Annotated in this window: 20 protein-coding genes and 2 pseudogenes; 1 reads left to right on the top strand and 21 read right to left on the bottom strand. The window is 39.8% G+C overall.

The window, feature by feature from the left end; all coding sequences use genetic code 11:
- Window positions 1–13 precede the first annotated feature (13 nt).
- The 14 genes and pseudogenes from SORDD15_RS02535 to eno form a co-directional block, all read right to left on the bottom strand.
- On the bottom strand, window positions 14–982 hold the full coding sequence (locus SORDD15_RS02535; protein WP_061414049.1) for a thiamine pyrophosphate-dependent dehydrogenase E1 component subunit alpha: 969 nt from the start codon (window positions 980–982) through the stop codon (window positions 14–16).
- 178 nt (window positions 983–1160) lie between these two features.
- Window positions 1161–2501: an MATE family efflux transporter gene (locus SORDD15_RS02530; protein ID WP_061414047.1), complete on the bottom strand. Its 1341-nt coding sequence runs from the start codon at window positions 2499–2501 to the stop codon at window positions 1161–1163.
- Between the two features lie 41 nt (window positions 2502–2542).
- Window positions 2543–3811 (bottom strand): dihydroorotase, encoded by a 1269-nt coding sequence (locus SORDD15_RS02525; RefSeq protein WP_061414045.1) that lies wholly within the window; start codon window positions 3809–3811, stop codon window positions 2543–2545.
- A 12-nt stretch (window positions 3812–3823) separates the two neighbouring features.
- On the bottom strand, window positions 3824–4288 hold the full coding sequence (locus SORDD15_RS02520; RefSeq protein ID WP_001135768.1) for an NUDIX hydrolase: 465 nt from the start codon (window positions 4286–4288) through the stop codon (window positions 3824–3826).
- Window positions 4289–4297: 9 nt separating this feature from the next.
- Window positions 4298–4951, bottom strand: coding sequence for a uracil-DNA glycosylase (locus SORDD15_RS02515; RefSeq protein ID WP_061414043.1), 654 nt, complete (start codon window positions 4949–4951; stop codon window positions 4298–4300).
- Window positions 4952–5012: 61 nt separating this feature from the next.
- The gene (locus SORDD15_RS02510) at window positions 5013–5705 is read right to left on the bottom strand and encodes a pyrimidine 5'-nucleotidase PynA (RefSeq protein WP_061414041.1); all 693 of its coding nucleotides are present in this window, start codon (window positions 5703–5705) and stop codon (window positions 5013–5015) included.
- Between the two features lie 51 nt (window positions 5706–5756).
- Window positions 5757–6614, bottom strand: a complete 858-nt coding sequence (locus SORDD15_RS02505; protein ID WP_061414039.1) for an FRG domain-containing protein — start codon at window positions 6612–6614, stop codon at window positions 5757–5759.
- A 158-nt stretch (window positions 6615–6772) separates the two neighbouring features.
- A pseudogene (locus SORDD15_RS10245) lies at window positions 6773–7498 on the bottom strand (hypothetical protein).
- A 333-nt stretch (window positions 7499–7831) separates the two neighbouring features.
- Window positions 7832–8373: pseudogene (locus SORDD15_RS09910) on the bottom strand (ClbS/DfsB family four-helix bundle protein).
- 99 nt (window positions 8374–8472) lie between these two features.
- The gene (locus tag SORDD15_RS02490; RefSeq protein WP_061414033.1) at window positions 8473–8883 is read right to left on the bottom strand and encodes a hypothetical protein; all 411 of its coding nucleotides are present in this window, start codon (window positions 8881–8883) and stop codon (window positions 8473–8475) included.
- Complete coding sequence (locus SORDD15_RS02485; RefSeq protein ID WP_061414031.1) at window positions 8858–9769, bottom strand: phosphodiester glycosidase family protein; 912 nt, start codon at window positions 9767–9769, stop codon at window positions 8858–8860. Before SORDD15_RS02485 ends, SORDD15_RS02490 begins: the two co-directional genes overlap by 26 nt.
- Window positions 9766–10809: a bifunctional glycosyltransferase family 2/GtrA family protein gene (locus SORDD15_RS02480; protein ID WP_061414029.1), complete on the bottom strand. Its 1044-nt coding sequence runs from the start codon at window positions 10807–10809 to the stop codon at window positions 9766–9768. The genes SORDD15_RS02485 and SORDD15_RS02480 overlap by 4 nt, the downstream gene beginning before the upstream one ends.
- A 387-nt stretch (window positions 10810–11196) precedes the next feature.
- On the bottom strand, window positions 11197–11691 hold the full coding sequence (locus SORDD15_RS02475) for a YkgJ family cysteine cluster protein (RefSeq protein ID WP_061414027.1): 495 nt from the start codon (window positions 11689–11691) through the stop codon (window positions 11197–11199).
- A gap of 176 nt (window positions 11692–11867) precedes the next feature.
- Window positions 11868–13172 carry a surface-displayed alpha-enolase gene (eno, locus tag SORDD15_RS02470; RefSeq protein WP_000022823.1) on the bottom strand — a complete coding sequence of 435 codons (1305 nt, stop codon included), beginning with the start codon at window positions 13170–13172 and terminating at the stop codon, window positions 11868–11870.
- A gap of 162 nt (window positions 13173–13334) precedes the next feature.
- On the opposite strand from eno, the gene SORDD15_RS02465 reads away from it, so the two are divergent.
- Complete coding sequence (locus SORDD15_RS02465; protein ID WP_061414026.1) at window positions 13335–13781, top strand: DUF1694 domain-containing protein; 447 nt, start codon at window positions 13335–13337, stop codon at window positions 13779–13781.
- On the opposite strand, the gene SORDD15_RS02460 is transcribed toward SORDD15_RS02465, so the two are convergent.
- The 7 genes from SORDD15_RS02460 to SORDD15_RS02430 all read right to left on the bottom strand — a co-directional run.
- A complete protein-coding gene (locus SORDD15_RS02460) occupies window positions 13778–14893 on the bottom strand; it encodes a glycerate kinase (RefSeq protein ID WP_061414024.1) in 1116 nt (371 codons plus the stop codon). The genes SORDD15_RS02465 and SORDD15_RS02460 overlap by 4 nt on opposite strands.
- A gap of 9 nt (window positions 14894–14902) precedes the next feature.
- The gene (serB, locus tag SORDD15_RS02455) at window positions 14903–15547 is read right to left on the bottom strand and encodes a phosphoserine phosphatase SerB (protein ID WP_061414022.1); all 645 of its coding nucleotides are present in this window, start codon (window positions 15545–15547) and stop codon (window positions 14903–14905) included.
- Between the two features lie 61 nt (window positions 15548–15608).
- A complete protein-coding gene (gene glgA, locus SORDD15_RS02450; protein ID WP_061414019.1) occupies window positions 15609–17042 on the bottom strand; it encodes a glycogen synthase GlgA in 1434 nt (477 codons plus the stop codon).
- A complete protein-coding gene (gene glgD / locus SORDD15_RS02445; protein WP_061414017.1) occupies window positions 17039–18178 on the bottom strand; it encodes a glucose-1-phosphate adenylyltransferase subunit GlgD in 1140 nt (379 codons plus the stop codon). Before glgD ends, glgA begins: the two co-directional genes overlap by 4 nt.
- On the bottom strand, window positions 18168–19310 hold the full coding sequence (locus SORDD15_RS02440; protein WP_061414016.1) for a glucose-1-phosphate adenylyltransferase: 1143 nt from the start codon (window positions 19308–19310) through the stop codon (window positions 18168–18170). The genes glgD and SORDD15_RS02440 overlap by 11 nt, the downstream gene beginning before the upstream one ends.
- Window positions 19300–21228, bottom strand: a complete 1929-nt coding sequence (gene glgB / locus SORDD15_RS02435) for a 1,4-alpha-glucan branching protein GlgB (protein ID WP_061414014.1) — start codon at window positions 21226–21228, stop codon at window positions 19300–19302. The genes SORDD15_RS02440 and glgB overlap by 11 nt, the downstream gene beginning before the upstream one ends.
- Window positions 21229–21500: 272 nt before the next feature.
- Window positions 21501–22371: aldehyde dehydrogenase family protein (locus SORDD15_RS02430; protein WP_155718777.1), on the bottom strand; the 871-nt coding region annotated here is incomplete at its 5' end.

Below are 22371 nucleotides of genomic sequence, written 5' to 3'. Positions count from 1 at the left end.
TATCTCTTTCTCCTTAGTCTGCGTAAATATCTTCAAATGCTGATTCTAGTGGCGGGAATGGGCTTTCTTCCGCAAATTTAACAGAAGCTTCTACTGCTTCCTTGACTTGTGCTTGAATTTCTTCCAATTCTTCTGCACTTGCAATGTTGTTCTCAACGAGGTAGTTACGAAGGTTTTCGATTGGGTCTTTTTGTTTCCACAATTCCACTTCTTCACGCGTACGATATTTACCAGGGTCAGATGATGAGTGACCAAGCCAGCGATAAGTGATACTTTCGATCAAAACTGGGCCATTGCCACCACGTACACGGTCTACAGCCTTTTTAAATCCTTCGTAGACCTCGATAACATTGTTGCCGTCTGGAATAAACATACCAGGAATCCCATAAGCTGCACTGCGTTCATGAATGTGCTCTACATTGGTCATTTTCTTGATATCCGCAGAAATTCCATAGCCGTTGTTGATGCAATAGAAAATAACTGGGAGTTTCCAAATAGAAGCCATGTTGACTGCTTCGTGGAAGACACCTTCATTAGTCGCACCATCTCCAAAGAAGCAGACGACGATTTTTCCAGTGTTTTGCATTTGTTGACTGAGGGCTGCGCCAACAGCGATTCCCATACCACCACCTACGATACCATTGGCACCGAGGTTCCCAGCATCCAGGTCAGCGATGTGCATAGAACCACCTTTTCCTTTACAGGTTCCAGTGTACTTCCCAAGGATTTCAGCCATCATTCCGTTAAGGTCAATCCCTTTGGCGATAGCTTGCCCGTGTCCACGGTGGTTTGATGTGATCAAATCATCTGGGTTGAGAGCCAACATCGCTCCAACGTTAGCAGCTTCCTCTCCAACAGAAAAGTGAGTCATACCGGGAACTTTTCCCTTTTTCACTAACTGAGCAATTTTCAAGTCCATGCGACGGATTTCTTCCATCTTACGGAACATCTCTAGCAAAAGATTCTTATCTAAAGTTGACATAATCTTGCCTTTCTAACTTTGTACTTACCTTACTATTTTACCTTTTTTAGTATACACTGTCAAAGTATATGGCTAATAAAATTTCACAATATAAAAAAATAAACCCCTGTTAAAACAGGGGTTCTCTCTAGTTAGAGCATTTTTTCACAAAGTTGTTTTTCAGGATAATTTCTTAAAATTAGCTCAATCTTTTCATTACGGTTTTCAAACGCCATTGATACAAACAGCCAGAAACAATCAAGCTGGCAATTAACCCAATCCAGTAGGCAAATGCCCCCAAGTCAGTTACTTGATCTAGTAAATATCCTAGAGGTATCGCTACTCCCCAATATCCGATTAGGCCAAGATAGAAAGGAACGATAGTGTCCTTATACCCTCTTAAAATCCCCTGAAGCGGAGCCGCAAAGGTATCAGCTAACTGGAAAAAGAGACTGTAGGTTAGAAATACAGCAGTTGTTTCAATGAAGTGAGGGTCATTTCCGTATAGACTTGCTACACGAACTCTAAAAATGTAGAGAAAAGATAGGGTAAGACCTGCAAAAATAAGGGCGGTTACTCTCCCCAGACGAGCATAGTTTTTTGCATCCTCAAAACGTTTAGCCCCCACCTCGTAAGACACAACAATCGCCATAGCAGAGGAAATACTCATGGGAAAAGCGTACATGAGACTCGAAAAATTCATAGCTGACTGGTGACTGGCGATGATGAGCGATGAAAACTTAGCCATGATTAGTCCAACCACAGAGAAAATGGCTACTTCCGCAAAGACGGTTCCCCCGATTGGTAGACCTAGCCGAACACCTTCCTTGATTTTATCTATATTGAGTGGAATAGGTTTCTCAAGATGTAGCGCTTTTAATCTTTCTTGTTTGAATAAAGCAAGAAGAGAAATGCCCAATAAAACCCAATAGGCTAGCGAAGTTCCTAGCCCTGCTCCTGCGCCACCAAGCTCAGGAAAACCAAGGACTCCATAAATCAAAAGATAGTTAAAACCACTATTGAGCGGAAGTAATAGGAGCATGAGATACATAGATAGTTTGGTCAAACCAAGAGAATCCAACAAAGAGCGAATGACACTAAAAAGCAACAAGGGAATAATCCCGATAGAAAGGTACCAAAGATAAGAAACTGCAACTGCCGCTACTTGAGCTTCTAGTCCGATATGATTTAAGACAGGCGGTGCTAAGAATACTACCATGCCAAGCAAGACCAAAGACAGTCCGAAAGCCAAGTAGATAAATTGGTAAAAATCAGATGCTACTTCTTCCTTTTTACCCCGTCCCAGATGATGACCTATGATGGGAACCATGGCCGAAACAATCCCTGTTAAAAAAGTAAAGAAAGGATTCCATAGACTCGTTGCAGTTGATACTCCTGCCAAGTCCATGGTATTGTACTGCCCAGTCATGGTTGTATCAATAAAAGAGGCAGAATAATTGGCAAACTGATAAATTAGGATAGGGAAAAATATCTTAAGAAATAAGACAAACTTGTCTTTAAATTGATGGGTTGGATACATATACGCTCTCTATTCTTATAATTTATAGAGCAGAATCCCATCTAGTTTTGATAGACGATTTGTCCCTTACAGATAGTATATTTGACCTGCCCTTTTAAAGTTTCCCCGATAAATGGAGAATTAGCTGATTTTGAAGCGAAGTTTGGACCAATAGTACGATCAGCCTTGTCATCAAAGATAGTGATATCCGCTGGACCATTTTCAGCTAAGTAGCCTGCTTCAAAGTTGTAAAGTTTGGCTGGATTGACAGTCATTTTTTCAAGCAATTCCATCAAGCTCAACTCACCAGCTTCCACCAAATAAGTCAAACCAAGAGAAAGAGAGGTTTCCAAACCTGTCATACCAGATGGTGCTTTGGTGATATCTTCTACATTTTTCTCATCTGCATGGTGAGGCGCGTGGTCAGTCGCGATAACTGTGATAACACCTGACTTGAGACCTTCGATAACGGCACGACGGTCTGACTCCAAACGAAGTGGAGGATTCATTTTGGCATTGCTTCCTTGAGTTAAAAGAAGAACTTCTGTCTTAGAGAAATGCTGTGGCGCTACTTCTGCTGTGACTTGAGCCCCTAATCCCTGAGCAAACTCTACAACCTTGACACTTTCTTCCTTAGACAAATGCTGGATGTGAACATGGGCCTTGGTTGCATAGGCAATCATAACATCACGCGCAATCATGGCGTATTCAGCCACCCCAGTCGCTCCACAGATATGGAAATGTTCTTTAGCGATGTTTTCGTTAAATCCAAGAATCCCGTTCAAACCTGGATCTTCCTCATGAAGGCTGATAAAGGTATTGAGTTTTTTGGCTTCTTCCATGGCTTCCTTAACAACTTTACTACTTTCAAGGGGAATCCCGTCATCAGAAAAACCAACTGCACCTGCTTCTAAAAGCGTCTTAAAGTCTGTCAAGTCTTGGCCATTAAAGTCCTTGGTAATAGTCGCAACTGTCTTGACATTGATTTTTTCCTTAGCAGCTGACTGAAGAACTTCTTGCAAAGTCTCTACGTCTGAGATGGTTGGATTGGTATTAGCCATCATGACAACCGTTGTAAAACCACCTGCAGCGGCTGCTAGAGAACCAGTATGGATATCCTCCTTGTGGGTCTGACCAGGTTCACGAAAATGAACATGAATATCTACGAGTCCAGGCGCAACCACGAGACTCGTAGCATCAATCAGTTCTGCTCCTTCTTCCTTGATTTCAGACGCAATTTTGATAATTTTCCCATCTTGGACCAGAACATCACACACTTGATCCAAACCAGACTTGGGATCCATTACACGACCATTTTTGATTAATAACATCTGCTTTCTCCTTTATTCATAGAAATCAACTTGGGTATCCAACAATTTATCCCCATCATAAACAAACTTGGCTGAAAAGAAGGGTTTGTCCTCTAAAAGCCACTCAACAAAGGTGTGGTCACCCTCCCAAGTTGGCTTGCTCAAAACTTCATCATAGGGAACCCATTCCAGCGTCCCCTCATTGCAGTCAATCAAGTCACCCTCAAACTCTGTCACCTTAAAAACATAGGTGTACCAGTCTAAATCTGGTGTGAATTCTGGAAAAGTGATAACACCTTTTAGAACCGGCTTGGCTTTAAGCCCTGTTTCTTCGAGGATTTCACGCGCAGCGCATTCTTGAGGTGTCTCACCTCGCTCTAGCTTACCCCCTACGCCAATCCATTTGCCTTCGTGGACATCATTGGGCTTTTTATTTCGATGGAGCATGAGTAGTTCTTTTCCGTTATCAATGTAGCAAATCGTCGCTAACTGAGGCATATTCTCTCCTTATCTAAGCCAATCGATTGGCTCTTGTCCTGTCTCTTCTAAGAATGCATTGGCCTTGGAAAAAGGCTTGGAACCCCAAAATCCTCTATAAACAGATAAAGGACTAGGATGGGCTGATTCGATAATTAAGTGATGAGGATTGGTAACCAAGACCTTCTTCTTGCGTGCATAAGCGCCCCAGAGTACAAAGACTACTGGTCTATCTAGATTATTGACCACCTGAATCACAGCATCAGTAAAAGGCTCCCATATCTGCCCAGCATGACCATTTGCCTGCCCAGCAGGAACGGTCAAACAAGCATTGAGAAGTAAGACTCCTTGCTCAGCCCAAGCCGTCAAATCATGTGATTTCTTAACCCCGATATCATCTGACAATTCTTTCAAGATATTTTGCAAGGACGGCGGAGCTGGGATAGCATCGGGTACAGAAAAACTCAAACCCTGCGCTTGACCTGGCCCGTGATAAGGATCCTGCCCTAAAATCACCACCTTAACTTCTTCAAGCGGAGTTTTCAAGAGAGCCTGAAAAACCTTCTCCTTAGGTGGATAAACAGTTCCCTGAGCATAGACCAGTTCCATAAATTGATTGATTTTTCCGAAATAACCTTCAGGTAATTGCTCCTTAATCAAAGCATGCCAAGACGAGTGTTCCATAGCCAACTCCTTCGTTTTTACTGCCTCTATTATAGCAAAAAGTGGCTATCTAAACCACTTTTTACAGTTTATCCAAACAATCCAGCAAGTCTTGGTAAGAATGAACTTCATAGGTCGGCTGGGCTTGTGTATGATTTTCGAGGCGATGAGGATTATACCAGATAGTGTCAATCCCTGCATTATTGCCACCTTGAATATCAGCCGTTAAGGAATCTCCAATCATCAGCGTCTTTTCTTTGCTAAATCCAACAATCTGCTGACCGATTTTTTCGTAAAAAAGTGCATCAGGCTTTTGTGTTTGCAACTGTTCAGAGATAAAAACTTGATTGAAATAAGGTGCCAGACCAGATTGAGCCAAACGACCTGTCTGAATGACAGTAATGCCATTTGTCGCAGCATACAGCTCATAATCACGCTCGATAAGGCTGTCCAAAAGTTCATGAGCACCTGAAAGAGTTTGTCCCTGCTGGGCGAGATAAAATTGGTAACGCTGGGCAAGTAACATACCGTCTTTCTCCAGTTCAAAATGCGCAAATAGACGAGAAAAGCGCGTGTTAACCAGTTCTTGTTTACTGATTTTCTTTTGCTCCAAGTCCTTCCAGAGAGCCTTGTTCATAGGAACGTAATAGTCTTTATAGGCTTGAATGTCCGTAACTCCTTCTTCTTTCAGAAGTTGCGTCAAAGCCACATCCTCAGCAGCATCAAAATCAAGTAAGGTGTGGTCGAGGTCGAAGAGTAAAAATTTGTAGGACAATTTGTTAGATTTCCTTTCTAGGGGGTGCAAAGGTTTAAAAAGGGGGGCAAGTCACAAAATCCGTTCACTTTTCTTCAAGACCTCATTCGCATATTCTTGAATCTTTGTCACTTCTTTTCCATAGATAGTTTCATAAGTTATATTTAATGCTTCTAATTGGTTGATAATCAATCCAACTGAGTTTGGATTGATTTTAATTGCAAATCCGATTTTTGTACCATCATTATCTTCCTTTGATATCCAATTTACACTACTATCAAATCTAGCTTCATGCAAAGTAAAGACACCAGATTGTCGAGAAATTCTATGAGAACGTAAATCGATTTCGCTTTTTACTGCAAATGGTACCATACTAAAGGGAGTATTATTTAAGTTCTTGAACCACTCTTTGAATTGTTCATCATTGATATTATCAATATTGAACGGTTCTTCAATTTCCTCGTCACCCTCAGTATATACTATTGCAGAGTTTTTATTTAATATTGAAGGTCTTAAAACATAAACAAGCGGAAAAGTATCTTCAGCAATATTAAATTCATACAATGCAAAAAATAACGCTACTAATGGATCTGTAGACCAATCTAGAATTGGGGTTTTTAATCCATAATGTTGACCGATAAACGTGTAGTGAAAGAGATTTAATTTGGTTTTTCCTATTTTTCCCTTTATTTTATCTCGAAAGTTTTCAATTTCAGGAACAAAATCAATATAATTGATATATTCTATCGGATGAACCATTCCATCATTATATTGTTTTTTTACAGCTTCTCTAAACAAAGTTGGTCTCAATTTCCACTCACTGTTTCTATGGCCACGATACCACAACTCGCAATTTTCTGAATTTTTCAAAGTAAAAATGTAGTTTATATACTCGTTTAAGTTATTAATTTCGTTTTTATATGAATACATTAATTTATCCTTTGTTAGAAATTAGTTATATAATAGTATATCACATTATACAAAAATAAACTATTAGTAGAAATAAAGAGCAACCAATCTTCATTTTGAAACTCTCCTAGAAAAGATATCCTTTCTCTACCTGATTTGATTTCAAAGAGAACTAAGATTCAACCATCTTTATCGCTTTTAAATAATGCATACTCTTTTTCTCTGATAAAGGGAAGTGAAAAATTAGAAAAAATTAGTAGAATTGAAAACAGATATCCGTCTTTTTGTATCACTAAAACATAACCTAAAAATATATAGACCATCCAATCTACTGCGAAAAGAGAAAATATCCTCCTTTTCATTACCTTACTTGTCTTAAAGATTCTGTTTAATAGAACCTTTATCGTAGTATCTACACAAATTTTTATCAAAAAGATAAGAGTCAGTACATGATTATCAACTGTAGTATGAAGAATAAATGGAAATATAGTTAATATAAAACTAGAAATCTCTAAATATTTTATCCAAGGAGATTGAGATATCTTACTTTTAAACTGACTGATTTTCCTATACTCGCTAGCTAATCTAGTATCAAAATCTTTACCAATTATATTAAAGATTAAGAACTCCAGGATAAAAGTACTTATTAATACGATATAAGTAGAAACGTTTCCTGGGAAATATTTATTGATTAAAATCGGGAAACTAATTAACAGAATTGAGTTTATAGCCAGACAAATGGATACTATTTTATTCTTCACTGAATATAGAGGTAGCGATACTATCGAATAGAGAAACGCTAAAAAATAAGCAAGAAATACTCAGTACTGCTAATTAACAGCGCCCTTAATGATAGCACTCCACACGATGATATGCGCTTTACGCATTGATTCTAGATTACTCATCTACCTACTCCCAATATGCAAAGGAAATCCATTTTGGGTCCACATTCTCTTTCCAACAAGTCAGAAGCGTTTCATGATATTTCCTTCTTCTACATTAGATAAAGTTGAAATACATTGTTAACAATAGAACAATCCTAACTATCGAATATCTCAATTTCATTAATATCAGTGTGATTCTAAGTTTGGAATTACACTGATATTAATGTTTTATACCTATTCTAAGTCTATGACAGCTTTAAATTTTAATTTTAGAAGGATTCTAAAGCTAGAATAGTTCTAAAATCACGAGAACTAAGCTATTCGAAGCTTAGAAGAACTTCATACGCACTTTAACTAGTGGCATTTACAATTCTTCTGATGAGCTTTGAGTTTTTTCAGAGCCCAGTCATAGTGGCTGGAGGTGCTACTGACAAAATAGGAACCTAAACTTGTCCCTCCCGTCCATTTATAGATACCTTTGGTAAAGAGTTGGTCATTGCTAAAGTCTTCCAACAACTCTAAAACCTCCTTATGCGATTGCTCTAGTAGCCTAGTCGCTTCTTCTAAGGACGTTCTCTGGTGCTTCTTCCAAAAAGCGACATTCATTTCCCCATAAGTTCTCCAATTATAAGGCTCAGGAAGAAAAGGTCTTTCAAGACCCTTTTGATTGGAATGTACCCAGGTCAAAAGTAACTGATGCCATTCATAGAGATGGATCAGGACATCCCGCAGATTTTTATCTCTATTCCAGTGGGCTTCTTTTTCTTTTGGTCTTTTGAAAAATCAAAAGGAGTCTGTAGCTCCTCTTCACTTAATTTAGAGATAAAGTGATTGAGTTTTTCATAGTTTTCCTTAGAGGCTAACACTAGCTCCTCTTTTGTTTTTGGTCTAGGCATAGGCGTTCTCCCTTCATTTTCAAGTAGAATAAGCTATTTTCTTACTTCATTATACCATAAGAAAACTGGCTGTTTCTCTCAACAACCAGTTTTCAATTTTTAAGCTAATTCTTCACTGTTTTTCTTATGAAAGAAAAGCGAGGCGATAGCCAAAATAGCAAAGGCTAGGCCGACGTACCAGTAGGGTTGATCTAAGGTCGTTGAACGACCTGATAGATTGACAATTCCTCGAAAGAGCATTCCAGCTGTTAGGACTGCAACTGCCGAGTTCCACAAGTTCAGGCTGATTCGTCCTAAGTTTGGCATGATTTTCAACAATAATGCTAGAACGATGCCCCCTACTAGAGGGACTGCAAAGAGATAGTGCATATGAAGCGAGGTCTCCCCAAAACTAAAGGACTCATAGATACGGCTAAATGCAAAGAAGAAAATAGTGAGAAGACTATAACTTACGAGTGTCTTTTTGAGGCATTTGTTTTTGATTTTAGTAACCGATGTAGACAATATCACTCACCGCCCTTTCTGATATCTTGCTTCCACCTGTGGTCGGTTTATTGATTACCTGACCGTTAAAGTAGAGAGTTGAGGATCCACCACCATCAAGGTTATAGGCTGTCTTCACTCCGTAAGATTTCATCACTTCTGCCATCTGGTAAAGCGATAAGCCTTTGCTTTCAGAGGTACGACCATCCGAAACGATGATGATGTAGTGATTTTCATCGATAATCCCGATAGCTGTACGAGGATTCGATGACATGGCCTGACCGACTTCTGTATTGGTATCAACAGATATTTCTCCATTCTCAACTAGAGACGGACCAAATGCCAGTAGATTGACGACACCGTCCTGAACCAACTGATCGGCTGAAACTTGGTCCTCGTAGATGATTTTAAAGGAGCCGTCCTTGTAAATAGCAAGGTCACCGTTACTAGCGTCTTCACGGACACTGTCCCGATAGACAACTCCATTACGGATAACATAACCAGAGCTATTAGCTCCATAGTAGTCACCGTTGACAGCTAGAATAGCATTGTTTTCAGCAGCCGTTACAGAGGTTTTAGCTGTGACATTGGTTCCATAGGAGTTTTGAGCTAGAGCTGTTTTGAGATAGTCCGATGAACTGAGGGTTACATCTGCTACATAGACCTGCGTTTCATTCACAGTCCTTTCAGTGAGGGTGACACTGATATTTCCATCTGAATAGCTGGTATCTGTCACTTGAGCATTTTTTGCTGCCTGACTTGCTGCTGCGGTGTTAGATGTTGATCTAGTATTAGATACAGTGGAAATCGTTTCAGCGAGTACAAAGGTCTTCAACATCGAATAGGTAAAGGAGCTTGTCAGGAGCAAGCCCAAGACCGAGGCGTATAGATAGGGTTTCTTTAAAACTTTCATAATGGGCTACAGGTCCTTTCTTTGAAAATATAGCGAGTTTGAATGGTCCAAGAGAGGATAAAGAGCATGATTCCGACAAGAATCTTCGCGATTAGCAAATTGACCCCAAGACCTGAATTAAAGAGACGAATCAGGATGGTGTCTAAGATAAAGAGACCAACTGCTAATCCAAAATAGCCTGATCCTGTTTTAAAACTGCTCGCCTTATTCTTAAAAACCAATTTTTTGTTGGTAGAAAAGTTAAAGATGGAGCTAGTCACACGTGCCAAACCATTTGAGAGAAGAACACGCAAACCAGTCGGAATAAAGCTCAAGCATAGAATAGAGAGAGCGTAGACCACATAATCTACGATAAAACTACTAAAAGACGAGAGTGCAAACTTTAAAATATTTTTATAAATCATCAAACCATCTCGAATAGGTCGGAAGTGAGAAGCCTCATTGTCGTTGATATAGACCGTCTCAATCGGAACTTCTAAGATTGGGTAGGCTTGACTGGCTTCGAGGAGCATGTTCATCTCGTATTCATACCGTTGTCCTTCTATCTTAAGCATAAAAGGAATCATATCCGTTGAAAAGGCACGTAATCCTGTCTGGGTGTCGGATACAGCGACACCTGTTTGCAGTTTAAACAAGATACGAGTCAAGCTGTTTCCAAAACGACTACGCAAGGGAACCTTGCCAGTAAAGGCACGAACACCAAGGACAAGTGTATTAGGATTTTCATTTGATTTTGTCATATTTCGGAAAATGTCCCAGATCCTGTGCTGGCCATCTGCGTCCGCTGTAACCACAGTCCCAGGTTTATTGAGAGACTGAATGTACTCAAAGGCTGTTTTCAGAGCTTGCCCTTTTCCTTGATTGACCTGGTGGCGAAGGACCGTCGCAAAATCCTCAGCTCGAGCAAAAATGTCTTGGCATTCTGTCGAACTTCCATCATCAATGACAATGATGTAAAAATCGCTCTTATTGTGAATCTTTTCAACCAATTTAATAAGATTGTAGTCAGGTTCGTAAGCTGGGATAACTAGATAGTTCATATTTACACCTCTTTCTTTGATGATTGGATAAGTATACAAGATAACGCTTAAAAATTCCTTATACTTAAATTAAAGTAAAATCAGATTTATTGTTATTCTTAAAAATTCCAAATCCAAACAAAGAAAAACTCTGTAAAAGGTATCTTCTACAGAGTTGGTTTTGCATCTTTATAAATTGTCAGAAAATGTTCTAGTTCTTAATCACTGGTATCCATAGTTCCATTTGATAGTCTGGGGACGACCTTATCATCTTCGAAATAGATCAGAGAGTCTGAGACACTTAACATATTTCTGGAAAAAGTCTTTAAACATAGTTTCATGCATGGTGAGTATTAGCCGGAATGATATTCTTGACTAGCCGGATACCATTTTTAGAGGCTAAATCCTCTATAACTTATCCTTTAATTTCTCGACAAAGAGATAGGCTGCAGGGCAGGTCAAGGTATTCTTAATCGTCAAATGGTTGATTTGATGGATCTTTTTCCGATCTGTATGGGGAAATTCACGACAAGCCTTTGGTCGAACGTCATAGATTGAGCAGAGATTGTCTCCTCCTAGAAAGGGGCAGGGCATGGATTTAAAAACCTTGTCCCCATCTTCATCCACCTGCAGAAATTCCGCTTCAAAAGCCGGTAATTTCATCTTAAAGTACTTAGCAATACGGGCGATGTCTGCCTCTTTAAAGTCTGGTCCCAAAGTCTTGCAACAGTTAGCGCAGGCAGTACAATCAATCTCAGCAAAGACTTCTTGGTGGATCTGCTGTGCAATCTTATCTAAGTTTTTAGGAGGTTTTTTCTTTAGATTAGCTAACACTTTGCGGTGCTCCTTCTGCTTTTGCAAAGCTAGCTGGTGGTAATGCTCAATATCAATTTCTTTAGACATAGTTTCTTTCTAATACAAGTGTTTTTATCTATTATACCATAAACTATTTTCTATTTTTTGCCCCCTGAACAGAAAAAAGCCCTTCGGAAAAAATCCGAGGGGCTTAAAACGTTGTTAAATCAACGGCCGAACTTTTAAATTTTAAGGTTCGGGATAAAATAGTTCACTGAACTATTTTATTTTTTCAAGTTGTAGAATGATTTCAATCCACGGTATTCTGCTACTTCACCAAGTTGGTCTTCGATGCGAAGCAATTGGTTGTATTTAGCGATACGGTCTGTACGTGAAAGTGAACCAGTCTTGATTTGTCCTGCGTTTGTTGCAACTGCGATGTCAGCAATTGTTGAATCTTCAGTTTCACCTGAACGGTGTGATACAACTGCAGTGTAACCAGCTTCTTTCGCCATTTCGATAGCATCGAATGTTTCAGTAAGAGTACCGATTTGGTTAACTTTGATAAGGATTGAGTTAGCAGCGCCTTCTGCAATACCTTTTTCAAGGTAAGAAGTGTTTGTTACGAAGAAGTCGTCACCAACCAATTGAACTTTACCACCAAGACGTTCAGTAAGAGCTTTCCAACCGTCCCAGTCGTTTTCATCCATACCATCTTCGATAGTGATGATTGGGTATTTGTTTACCAATTCTTCAAGGTAGTCGATTTGTTCTGCAGCAGTACGTACAGCAGCGCCTTCACCCTCAAATTTAGTGTAGTCGTAAACTTTACGTTCTTCATCATAGAATTCTGATGATGCACAGTCAAATCCGATAAAGACATCTTTACCTGGAACATAACCAGCAGCTTCGATAGCAGCAAGGATAGTTTCAACACCGTCTTCAGTTCCTTCGAAACGAGGAGCGAATCCACCTTCGTCACCTACGGCTGTTTCAAGACCACGAGATTTAAGGATTTTCTTAAGAGCGTGGAAGATTTCAGCACCCCAACGAAGAGCTTCTTTGAATGTAGGTGCACCAGCAGGTACAATCATGAATTCTTGGAAAGCGATTGGAGCGTCAGAGTGAGAACCACCGTTGATGATGTTCATCATTGGAGTTGGAAGAACTTTAGTGTTGAATCCACCAAGGTAGCTGTAAAGTGGGATTTCAAGGTAGTCAGCAGCAGCACGAGCTACAGCGATAGACACACCAAGGATTGCGTTTGCACCCAATTTACCTTTATTAGGAGTACCGTCAAGTGCAATCATAGCACGGTCGATAGCTTGTTGGTCACGTACATCGTAGCCGATGATAGCTTCAGCGATGATGTTGTTTACGTTGTCAACAGCTTTTTGTGTACCAAGACCACCGTAACGAGATTTGTCACCGTCGCGAAGTTCAACTGCTTCGTGTTCACCAGTAGAAGCTCCTGATGGAACCATACCACGTCCGAAAGCACCTGATTCAGTATAAACTTCTACTTCAAGTGTTGGGTTACCGCGTGAGTCTAGGACTTCGCGAGCGTAAACATCAGTAATAATTGACATTTTTTACTCTCCTTTGAGTTAAATTTTTTACACCTCTATGATACCTTAAAAATAAGCGTTTTTCAAGAAAAAACGTTATCTTTGTGCAAATTTTCCTTAACTTTATAAAGTAATCGCTTTCTTTTGTCTGTTTTCTTACGGGTTTTGTGATATACTGTTTTTATGACAGATTTATCAAAACAACTACTAGAAAAAGCTCATGGTGGAGCAAAATTAAACCCAGATGAACAAAGACGCTACCTTGGTACATTTGAGGAAAGAGTTCTTGGGTATGCAGATATTGATACAGCAAATAGCCCTCAGTTAGAAAAAGGCTTTTTGTCTATTTTAGAAAACCTTCAAGAAAAAGCAGAGCCACTATTTGTGAAGATTTCTCCAACTATCGAATTTGACAAGCAAGTTTTCTACTTGAAAGAAGCAAAAGAAACCAATAGTCAAGCTACCATAGTATCTGAAGAACACACTTCTTCTCCTTTTGGACTGATTATCCATACCAATGCACCAGTACAAGTAGAAGAAAAGAATCTTCGACTTGCTTTTCCAAAACTTTGGGAAGTTAAAAAGGAAGAACCTGCCAAAACATCTATCTGGAAGAAATGGTTTGGTTAATGATTTCTCATGTTTAATAAACGGCCAATATTAGTAGCTGTGTGCTCCAAATAGAGACTTGCATTTTTCAAACTATCTTCCAAAGGTTCACTTTTCTCTAAAATAGAAAAGACGGCTTGTATATTTTCGAATGGTAGGGGAGGCAAATCCTCAGCAAGACTTCCACAAATAGCAATAACAGGAACTCCGTTAGGGGTTCTTTTTGCTACACCGATTGGAGCTTTTCCAGCAAAGCTTTGACTGTCCAGTCTACCTTCACCAACGATAACCAAGTCGGCCCCTGCAACCTTCCTGTCAAAGCCAATCAAATCCAAGCAAGTATCAATCCCAGATACGATACTGGCCTCAGCAAAGGCACAGAGCCCAGCCGCAATCCCACCCCCAGCTCCTACTCCATTGAGAGAGAGGGTTGCTGGTGAAAATTTTTCATAGAACCGCTGTATAGCCAAATCTACTGTCTCAAACAAAGCAGGATCCAAGCCCTTTTGTTTTCCAAATGTATAGGTCGCTCCTTGATGACCACATAAAGGGCTCACGACATCTGCTAAAATGCGAATTTTTGCATCTTCAGGAATCTTATACAACTTGCTATTTGAAACTAACTCGAATTCAAGCAAAGTTTGACCGCAAGCTGGCAATTCTTTTCCATTCTTATCATAAAAACGATAACCTAAAGCAGCAGCAATGCCTATTCCACCGTCATTACTAGCCGTACCACCAACTCCGATATAGATTTCTTTCATCCCTTGATCAATGAGATGGCGAATCAACTCTCCAATACCTTGAGTTTGGATGTGGAGGGGATTTCGTTTCTCCTGCGGAATCTTTCCTAAACCAACCAAGTCAGCAACTTCAAAGAGCGCTATTTGGCCTTTTTGAAAGTAGCGCATTGATTCTTTTAGGCCAAAAGGTCCTGTCACTTGGAACCATTTTTCTTCTAGTTCAAGAGAATGTCGGATAGCGTCTACAGTTCCTTCCCCACCATCACCTACAGGGCAAAGCAGACATTCTACATCTGCTATCGATTTTTGGAATCCTCTTTTCATAGCTTGAGCGACCTCTTCTGCCGTCAGACTTTCTTTAAAAGAATCGGGTGCAATTACAATTTTCATAGTTCCCTCTCATTCTAAGAAATCAATCAAAGGTAGAACTTCCAAAAAATCCCTCGTATCTACATGACAAGCTATCTCGGATTTTACGACTTCTTTGGCGCAAAATGCAATACTACATCCTGCTGTCTTTAACATCAAGAGGTCATTGGCACCATCACCGATAGCAATCGTTCTTTCTTTGGAAAGTTTTAGGTCTTTTCTCCATTTCTCAAGAGTTCCTTGTTTTACTTGACCCGTCACAATTTTACCAACTAATTTTCCTGTTAAAAAACCGTCTTTGACTTCCAACTGGTTGGCGGAGAAATAGGAGATACCAAGGGATTTTGCTAACCTTTCAACTATTGGTGTAAAGCCACCAGACACTAGACCGACTAGAATACCCTTCTTTTGAAGTATGGAGATAAATTCTTGAGCATTCTTGGACAGATGGATGGATTTGAAGACAGTATCAAAGACAGAAATCGGAAGACCTTTTAACAAAGCCACTCTCGCTCGCAAGCTTGTTTCAAAGTCCAGTTCACCTCGCATTGCCTGGCTTGTAATCTGCGATATTTCTTCTTCACAACCTGCTTCTCTTCCTAAAAGATCAATCACTTCCTCTGCTATCAGGGTGCCATCAACATCCATAACACAAAGTCCCTTTACTTGAGTCATCACTTCTCCTCATTTCTAAACAGCCCAAAAATCGTATGAAAGAATCATACGATTTTATCTATTAGTTGACTAAACTATGGTACAAGTCCAGGTAAGATTTACAGGCTGTATCCCATGAGAAATCACATTCCATAGCTTGTTTTTGTAGATTTCTCCAAACGTCCGGCTGATACTTATAAACATCCAAGGCTGTTTGGAAACTCCAGTTAAGCCAGTATGGTGTTAAATTGTCAAAGCTAAATCCAGTGCCAGTTCCTTCGATTGGATTGAAGGATTGAACCGTATCACGCAAACCACCAACCTCATGAACCAATGGTAGAGTTCCATAGCGCATCGCCATCATTTGAGACAAGCCACATGGTTCAAAACGACTTGGCATGAGGAAGAGATCACAAGCTGCGTAGATTTCTTGAGCAAGTTTGATGTCAAAAGTGATATTTGCTGATAGCTTGTCAGGATAGACTTGCGCAAACCAAGAGAAGGATTGTTCAAAAGCCGGGTCACCTGTTCCTAAAAGGACTATTTGAACGTCCTCTTGTAAGAAACGATGCAGGCTCTCTACAACGACATCAAAACCTTTTTGACGTGTCAAACGAGAAACAATTCCCACCAGTGGAACGTCAGCTCTAACTGGCAAGCCAACTCTCTCTTGCAATTTTGCTTTGTTTTGCGCTTTTCCAGACAAATCTTCCTTATCAAAATGATAGTCTAAAAGAGCATCCGTCTGAGGATTATAAAGGTCAGCATCAATCCCGTTCACGATACCAGAGACCTTGCCTGACTCCATGCGAAGAATCTGATCCAAACCACAACCAAACTGACTGGTCATAATCTCATGCGCATAGCTAGGAGATACTGTTGAAACACGATCTGCATAAAGGATTCCCGCCTTCATCCAGTTGAGACAATCATTCCAACGAAGGGTACCATCAGCATAGCGTTCAAAGCCAACTCCAAACAAATCACCCAACATTCCTTCTGAAAATTGTCCTTGGAATTCCAAATTATGAATGGTTAAAACAGTTTTAATGCCCTCATAGGCTTGAATCCAACGGTATTTTTCCTTCAACAAGAAGGGAATCATGGCTGTGTGGTAGTCATGAACATGGAGAAGGTCAGGAATAAAGCCGATGCGTTCCATGGCTTCAAGAGCAGCCAGTTGGAAAAAAGCAAAGCGTTCACCATCGTCAAAATCACCGTACACATGACCACGGAAGAAATAATACTGATTATCAATGAAGTAGAAAGTAACGCCATTCAAGACCGTTTTCTTAATACCACAGTACTGTCTACGCCATCCTACACTAACTTCAAAGTTAAGAACATCCTCAACCTGCTCTCCGAACTTAGCTTCTACCATATCATAATAAGGCAAGAAAACTGCAACTTCGTGCCCCGCTTTTACAAGTGATTTGGGAAGTGCGCCAATGACATCGCCCAAACCACCTGTTTTTGAAAAGGGTGCTCCTTCTGCCGCTACAAATAAAATTTTCATGAATAAATGTCCTCTGTTACTTTAGCACCTTTTTTAATCACGATAGGATGCTCTAAGGTTCCACGAATTGTTACTCCCTCTTCAACCTCAACACCTTTATCCAAAATAGCATATTCAACAGTCGCATTTTCATGAATGACTGCCCGAGGAAAGAGGATACTATCTTTAACTAAGCTATTTTTGTGAATATAGATATTTCTAGATAAGACAGAATTATCCACGGTACCTTCAATAATACTACCCGAAGCAAATTGAGAATTCTTAACTTTAGAGCCAATAGCATAGTAAGTTGGTTCTTCATTTTTGACTTTAGTGTAAATTTTTTGATTCGGACTAAAGAGAGAGTAGAATTTATGAGAGTCTAGCATGTCTCTGTTTGCTTGATAGTAGGACTCAACAGAATGAATATTTGCTAGATAGCCTGTGTATTCATACGCAAAAGCTCCTTCTTTGACCGCCAAATCACGTAAAACATAACGCAATTTCTCTGGATGTTCTTTCTTAGCTTCTTTTTCCAAGCGTTCAATCAACCAAGGTGTATCAACGACAAAGATATCTGTAGACATATTGTAGACTTCATCTGTAGACTTGCTGTCAAAGAGTTTATGAGAACGAACATGGTCTGTTTCGTCGATTTCTAAGATAGCATTGACTTCAGAAATACTTTCTTTTGGAAGTTTCTTGTAGACAACGGTAATGGGACGATCCGTCGTGTTGTGAAGATGGAAAACTTGATTTAAATCAATATTAATCAATACATCACAGTTTAGAGAGACAGTCTGATTAGATCCAGAACGTTTTAGATAAGTTAAGAGTTGTTGGTAATATTCTTTTCCAACTGTACTACTTTCCACACGGGTATTGTAAATTCCTAGATAGTAGTGACTAAGAAGAGTTGACAAGCCCCACTCACGTCCTGAACGGATATGATCAAAAACTGAACTTATATTGTCTTGTTGGAAAATACCAAAAATACTACGAACTCCGGCATTTGCAAGACTAGAAAGGGGAAAGTCGATTAGGCGGTATTTCCCACCAAAAGGCAAACTAGCTACTGGACGATGTTCTGTCAATGTTGACATATCATGAAAACCAACTGTATTTCCTAAAATTGCTGAATATTTATCAATCTTCATCTGTTGCTACCCCCACTACTTCATTGTATCCTACTACTTGTACTTCATCTGTTCCATCAATTTCGACACCTTCAGAAATGACTGCTCCTTCTCCGATAATAGCCCGTTTAATAACAGCTCCTTGGGCAATCACAGCACCACTCATAATCACAGAATTCTCAACAATAGCACCTTCTCTGACTTGAGCTCCTGTTGAAAGAATCGAATGTCTAACAGTTCCATCTACAAAACAACCATCTACTACAAGAGAATCTTCAACTCGTGCGTTGTTTCCTATAAAGTTTGGAGGAGTGAGGAGATTACGTGAATAAATCTTCCATTGACGATTGCGACTATCCAAAGCATTATTAGGGTCGATATATTCCATATTAGCTTCCCAGAGAGATTCAATGGTACCGACATCTTTCCAGTAGCCATTAAACTCATAAGCATAAACACTCTCACCTGATTCAAGATAATTTGGAATAACATTCTTTCCAAAGTCAGACATGTCTACACTACTCATTTCAGCAGCAATGAGCATGTTTCTCAGGCGTTGCCAATCAAAAATATAAATCCCCATAGAAGCCTTTGTGGACTTAGGTTGGGCAGGTTTTTCTTCGAATTCAACGATACGGTTATTGGCATCGGTGTTCATGATACCAAAACGGCTGGCTTCTTTAAGAGGCACATCTAAAACTGCTACCGTCAAACTGGCATTGTTATCCTTGTGGGACTGAAGCATATCATCATAGTCCATCTTGTAGATATGGTCGCCAGAAAGAATCAAAACATACTCAGGATTAACACTGTCGATGTAGTCAATGTTTTGGTAGATAGCGTGACTAGTTCCTTCAAACCAACGGTTTCCTTCGCTAGCTGAATAAGGTTGTAAAATAGAGACGCCTGAACTAATACCATCCAATCCCCAGCTAGAACCATTTCCTATATGGTTGTTCAAAGCGAGAGGTTGGTACTGCGTAATCACACCAACATTATGGATTCCAGAGTTTGCACAGTTGGAAAGAGCAAAGTCAATGATACGGTAGCGCCCACCGAATTGCACTGCTGGTTTGGCAATGCTTTGAGTGAGTTTTCCGAGACGTGTTCCTTGCCCACCCGCAAGGATCAAAGCTAGCATTTCATTCTTCATTTTCTACTCCTTTTTGGTTTTTACTTTTGACGATTTTAGTAGGTTTCAAGCGGCGCTTGATTTTCCATACACTTGCTCCCATAGCCGGTAGGGTAAAAGTCAAGGTATGCTCATAATCTTTCCATAACCCTTCTTGCGTTTGAACAGTCTGATTATGTTCTTTCCAAACGCCTCCCCACTCTTCTAACTCAGTATTCCAGGCTTCTTCATAGACACCGGTAATAGGTACACCAATGGTAAAGTCCTTACGTTCAACCGGTGCCATATTAAAGATACACACCAACATCTCGCCCTTTTTCCCTTTTCGGATAAAGGAAAGGACACTCTGGTCTCGATTATCTGCATCGATAATTTCAATGCCATCATAGCTGGTATCAATTTCCCACAGACAGCGATGGTCTTTATAGAATTGATTGAGTTGAGAAGTAAAATGCTTCATCTTGGCATTCATCGGATCTTCTAGATTAGACCATTCCAACTGCTCCTCAGACTTCCACTCTAGGAATTGCCCGTACTCACTACCCATGAACAAGAGTTTCTTACCTGGATGACAAATTTGGTAAGTGTATAGATTACGTAAGCCTGCGAACTGATTGTAGCGATCCCCCCACATCTTGTGCATCATACTCTTTTTGCCATGAACCACTTCATCGTGTGAGAAAGGTAGGAGATAGTTTTCATTGAAAACATACATAAAGCTGAAAGTCACAAGATTAAAGTCATACTTACGATAAATCGGATCTTCCTCGTAGAAACGGAGAATGTCGTTCATCCAGCCCATATTCCATTTATAGTCAAATCCAAGGCCACCCATTTCTTTCATACCAGTAATCTTTGTCGCTGATGAACTTTCTTCTGCAATCATCATGATGTCTGGATGAGCTAATTTAATCACTGTGTTCAACCGTTGAAGGAAATAATAACCTTCATAGTTAAGGTTTCCACCGTCTTTGTTTGGAGTCCAAGGAGCATTATCATAATCTAGATACAGCATATTGCTCACTGCATCGACCCGAATACCATCTAAGTGGTAAAAATCAATCCAAAATTTAATACTGGAAATCAGGAAAGACTGGACCTCATTTTTTCCGAGGTCAAAATTCAGCGCACCCCAACCGTAGTTATGAGCCCTGTTGTGGTCTTGGTATTCAAAAGTTGGTGTGCCGTCATAATATGCCAAGGCATCATCATTAATAGTGAAATGACCTGGAACCCAGTCTACAATAACACCAATGTTATTTATATGACACTCTTCAACAAAATCTTGGAATTCCTCAGGTCTACCGTAGGAATGTTCAAAAGCAAAGTAACCCATAAGTTGATAGCCCCAGCTCAATCCAAGTGGGTGAGCCATTAAAGGCATGAACTCAATATGTGTATAGTTCATCTCAACTAAGTATGGAATCAACTCGTCCTTCAGTTGCGAAAACGTATAGGGACTACCATCTGGATTTCTCTTCCAAGACCCTGCATGGGCTTCATATATATTAACTGGTCTCTCGAAAAATCCCAGACGTTTGCGACGTGCTAGCCAAAGGCCATCTTTCCATTTCTTTTCACGGATATTGGTCAAAACAGCTCCTGTACCCGGTCTAGCTTCAAAATAAACTGCCAACGGATCGATCTTCATAATCTGATGACCATTTGCACGTGTGATATGATATTTATAAATCTGACCTTCCTGAGCTTGACTCGTAAAGACTTCCCAAACACCTGCTTCATTTCGAACCATGGGAATCTGATTCTCAACCCAATTAGTAAAATCACCAACTATATGAACTGCTTGTGCATTTGGGGCCCAAACCCTAAAGGTATAGCCTATTTCTCCGTTTTTCTCCTCTCTATGCGCTCCTAAATAATGCTGGAGGTGAAAGTTCTCACCAGTAGTAAAGGTTCTTAATGCTTCTTGATTATTCATTCAATCCCCTTTCTTTTGTAAGCGTTTTCTATAATTCTATTATATACTCTTTTAAGATAACTTTCAAGTAATTTACGAAGGAAATCATATTTTTTTATGAAAGCCTTCAAAAAATTACCTAGCATTTTAAAAAAGATATCCAGAAAATAGAATACGAAACAATTTCCATATATTTTTTTATTATAATACCAGAATATTCGTTTTTTATCAATTTTCTACTGTATTTTTTTGAAAAAAACAAAACCAGGAAGTTGTTTTCCTGATTTTATAAATTATCTCACATCAAAAACAATGGATTTTACATTTGTCATCGCTTCGATACTATATTTAATTCCTTGTACTCCTGCACCAGAACCTTTTACACCAAGGAATGGGAAATTATCTGGTCCACGTTGTGTTTTATTATTAATATGAACGGTTCCCACTTCAAGTTTTTCAGCAATTTCAAACGCCTTCTTAAAGTCATTTGTAAAGACTGAAGATTGAAGACCGAACTCTGATTCATTAGCAATTTCTAGCGCTTCATTGGCATCTGCAACTCGAATAATTGGGAGAACAGGTCCAAATGGTTCTTCCCAGGCTAATTTCATATCTCTTGTGACATAATCAAAAAGTCCTGGCCAAATGAGATTATTCTCACGTTTGATCGTGCTGAGCGCTTTGGCTCCTTTTTCCTGAGCGTCTTCAATCAATCCCCAGATGAAATCAGCTGAAGCATTATCAATAACTGGTGTGATATCTGCATTGTCAAATGGATCACCGACTGTTAGCTTAGCAACTTCAGTTTGGAGCAATTCAGCCAATTTATCAGCTACGCTTTCTACAACCAAAACACGCTTGATAGCAGTACAACGCTGACCAGAGTAGCTAAAGGCTCCACCTACGATTTGCTTAGCTGCATTTTCTAAATCTGCATCTTCTAAAACAATTGCAGCATCTTTTCCACCAAGTTCCAGCATAATTGGGCGCATACCGGCTAAACGACCGATACGCTCCCCAATCGGTGTTGAACCTGTAAAGTTAATGAAATTCACTTCCTTGTGTTCAATGATGTAGTCCCCGATCTCAGAACCACGTCCAGTGATAGTGTTAAAGACGCCTGCTGGGATTCCTGCTTCGTCAAATGCTTTAGCTAGCAAGAGA

The organism is Streptococcus oralis (assembly GCF_001578935.1).
Taxonomy (GTDB): domain Bacteria; phylum Bacillota; class Bacilli; order Lactobacillales; family Streptococcaceae; genus Streptococcus; species Streptococcus oralis_R.
This window is presented reverse-complemented; position numbering and strand designations above follow the sequence as displayed.